Source organism: Phytoactinopolyspora endophytica (assembly GCF_004138495.1).
GTDB lineage: Bacteria > Actinomycetota > Actinomycetes > Jiangellales > Jiangellaceae > Phytoactinopolyspora > Phytoactinopolyspora endophytica.
On sequence record NZ_ML142860.1, the window covers coordinates 95,113 to 98,031 of the forward strand.

The following is a 2,919-nucleotide window of genomic DNA, read 5'->3' on the forward strand; positions in this document are numbered from 1 at the left end:
GACGACCTGCTGTCGGCGGGTTCCGTCCTGGGTCGCTCCGAGAAAGCGATCGCGCGTGACCTCGAATGGCGGATGTACGACGGGGGAGCGGACGCGATCGCATTCGAGACGATCGTCGCGTCCGGCCCTCACAGTGCGGTACCGCACCATCGCCCGACCGACCGTGTCGTCGAGCGCGGGGACTTCCTCAAGATCGATTTCGGTGCCGCGTACCGTGGGTACCACGCGGACTGTACTCGGACGTGTGTCGTCGGCGCGGAGCCGGCCGACTGGCAGCGAGAGATCTACGACATCGTTGCGGCGGCGCAGCGAGCCGGCTGCGAGGCGCTCCTGCCAGGCGCCGAACGGATCGGTGTGGACAAGGCCTCCCGCGCTGTCATCGACGAGGCGGGTTACAAGGAGCAGTTCGGTCACGGTACCGGCCACGGCGTTGGCCTGGAGGTACATGAGGCGCCGACGCTCGGGTACTCGGCAACAGGTACACTTGCCGGGCGCATGACAGTGACGGTAGAGCCCGGGATATACCTGCCAGGCCGCGGCGGCGTTCGGATCGAGGACACGCTCGTGGTCCGGGCTGACGGTCCGGAGCTGCTCACACCATTGACCAAGGAGCTGCTTGTTCTCGACGCCTAGCGTGTGAGACCGAGCACGATGACGACGAAGAGGCACTACTGACGTGGCGACCACCAACGACTTGAAGAACGGCCTGGTGCTCAACCTTGACGGCCAGCTGTGGACCGTCATCGACTTTCAGCATGTCAAGCCGGGCAAGGGCGGTGCGTTCGTGCGCACCAAACTGAAGAACGTGCTGTCGGGCAAGGTCGTGGACAAGACCTTCAACGCCGGCGTCAAGGTAGAGACCGCCAGCGTGGACCGTCGCGAGATGACCTACCTGTACCGTGACGGCGACGCGTTCGTCTTCATGGACACCCAGTCTTACGATCAGATCCACGTCCCCGCCGCCACCGTCGGCGAAGGGCAGAACTACCTGTTGGAGAACCAGGACGCGGTGATCGGTCTGTACAACGACAACCCGCTGTTCGTTGAGCTACCCGCCTCGGTGGTGCTGGCCATCGAGTACACCGAGCCGGGCATGCAAGGTGACCGCTCCACCGGCGGCACCAAGCCGGCGCGGCTGGAGACCGGGCACGAGATCGCCGTGCCGCTGTTCATCACCACGGGGGAAAAGGTCAAGGTCGACACCCGCGACGGCTCGTACCTCGGCCGCGCGTCCTGATCGGGCGACGGCATGCCAGCCCGCACTCGTGCCCGCAAGCGGGCGTTGGACATCCTGTTCGAGTCCGAGCAACAAGGGCTCGCGCTCGGTGCGACCCTGTCCCGCCGGATGGCGACAGCGGACCAGCCGTTGAACGAGTACACGATCACTCTCGTCGAGGGCGTGAACGTGCACCAGGAGCGGATCGACGAGCTGCTCTCCACCTACGCCGAAGGCTGGACCCTGGACCGGATGCCGGCGGTCGACCGCAACGTCCTACGGATGGGAGCGTTCGAGATCCTGTACCGGGACGACGTTCCCGATCCGGTCGCCGTCAGCGAAGCGGTCAACCTGGTGCGGGACCTGTCCACCGACGAGTCACCGACCTTCGTCAACGGCCTGCTCGCTCGTCTCATCACGATCAAACCGACGCTCAGCGTCTAAGAGGTTGACTCCCATCCGCCTAGGCCGAGCGGGAGGCGGATGATCGAGGATTTCCGGCAGCGGCGCGACGTAACGTGACCCACGACGGAGACCGCCGCCGGAGGCCCAGCCGCCGAGGAATCCTCGATCACCCGACTTTCCAACGTAATCACAGACGTCAGCCGTTGGAGCGGCCGCGGTTGAAGACGCTGTCGAAGATCTTGCCGCTGGCATCCTGCGCCCCACCCGCGACGTCACGGAGGACCTTGATCAGCGGATCGGCCGAGCGGCTCCACGCCTCTTGGTAAGACTTGGCCGCGTTCTTGGCTTCCTGGCTGATCGAGGCGTCCGCGTCCTCTCCGCGCCGTGGATAGTCGCCGGCGAGGATGCGGCTGTACTCGCCGGATCTCGCCCAGTGGTCCAGCTCAGCGAGCCGTACCACCGCGTGCGGGTGGGTGCGCCCCATCAGACTCAGCAGCTTGAGCAGGCCGTCCCGGGCGTCCTCGGCGGCGTCGTACTCGCGCGCCTGCTCCAGGAACGCGTCGACGTCCATCTCCGCGAGCCGGGAACCGCCGGCGAGCTTCATCAGCGTCCGGTTGGCGGCGTCGGGGTTCTGCAACGTCAGCAGACCGGCCCGGTCCGCGGACAGCTCGGACTTGCGATGCCACTCCTCGAGAGCGAGCACGATGGCACGCAGGCCGAAGTAACCGAGCGGCAGCCAGGCCACCCTCAGCGCCAGGTTGGTCAGGGCGAGCAGGAGCGTGCGGTAGACGGCGTGGCCGGACAGGATATGGCCCACCTCATGCCCGACCACGAACCGTCGCTCCTCGGCGTCGAGTAAGTCGAACAGCCCGGAGCTGACCACGATGAATGGTTTGTCCTTGCCGATCGCCATGGCACGCGGCACCGGATCGAGGATGACATAGAGGTCGGGAACCTCCTTCAGGTCCAGGATGTGGGCGGCGTCGACGACGTCCTGATGGACGTCGGCGAACTGGGTCTCACCCACACGTACGGCACCGGACAGGAAGTGCAACCGGAGCGATCGTTCGCTGAACAGCCCGGCCATCTTGCGAAGGACGGTGTCGAAGCCGCGCAGCGAACGCAACGCCACGAGCGCACCGCGGTCAGCTGGATGCTCGTAGGCGCGGGAGCTGATGTCTGGGAAACGGGTGCGGGTGCGGTCGGGCGTCGTAGACATGAGGACATCGTATGCATAACCCTCGACATTCAGTCGATGGCGATGACGGTACGGAGATCGGAACCTTCGTACGTGACGG

The 2,919-nt window shown here is 65.7% G+C and carries 4 protein-coding genes; 3 read left to right on the forward strand and 1 reads right to left on the reverse strand.

Annotated elements, in window-relative coordinates; genetic code table 11:
• The 3 genes from ELR45_RS38655 to nusB all read left to right on the forward strand — a co-directional run.
• Positions 1–633: M24 family metallopeptidase (locus tag ELR45_RS38655; protein ID WP_205857008.1), on the forward strand; the 633-nt coding region annotated here is incomplete at its 5' end.
• A 43-nt stretch (positions 634–676) separates the two neighbouring features.
• Positions 677–1,237 (forward strand): elongation factor P, encoded by a 561-nt coding sequence (gene efp, locus ELR45_RS21715; protein WP_129668212.1) that lies wholly within the window; start codon positions 677–679, stop codon positions 1,235–1,237.
• 12 nt (positions 1,238–1,249) lie between these two features.
• Positions 1,250–1,660, forward strand: a complete 411-nt coding sequence (nusB, locus tag ELR45_RS21720) for a transcription antitermination factor NusB (RefSeq protein WP_129668213.1) — start codon at positions 1,250–1,252, stop codon at positions 1,658–1,660.
• Positions 1,661–1,817: 157 nt separating this feature from the next.
• Here nusB and ELR45_RS21725 read toward each other — a convergent pair whose 3' ends face one another.
• Positions 1,818–2,840, reverse strand: a complete 1,023-nt coding sequence (locus tag ELR45_RS21725) for a M48 family metallopeptidase (RefSeq protein WP_129668296.1) — start codon at positions 2,838–2,840, stop codon at positions 1,818–1,820.
• Positions 2,841–2,919: the final 79 nt, after the last annotated feature.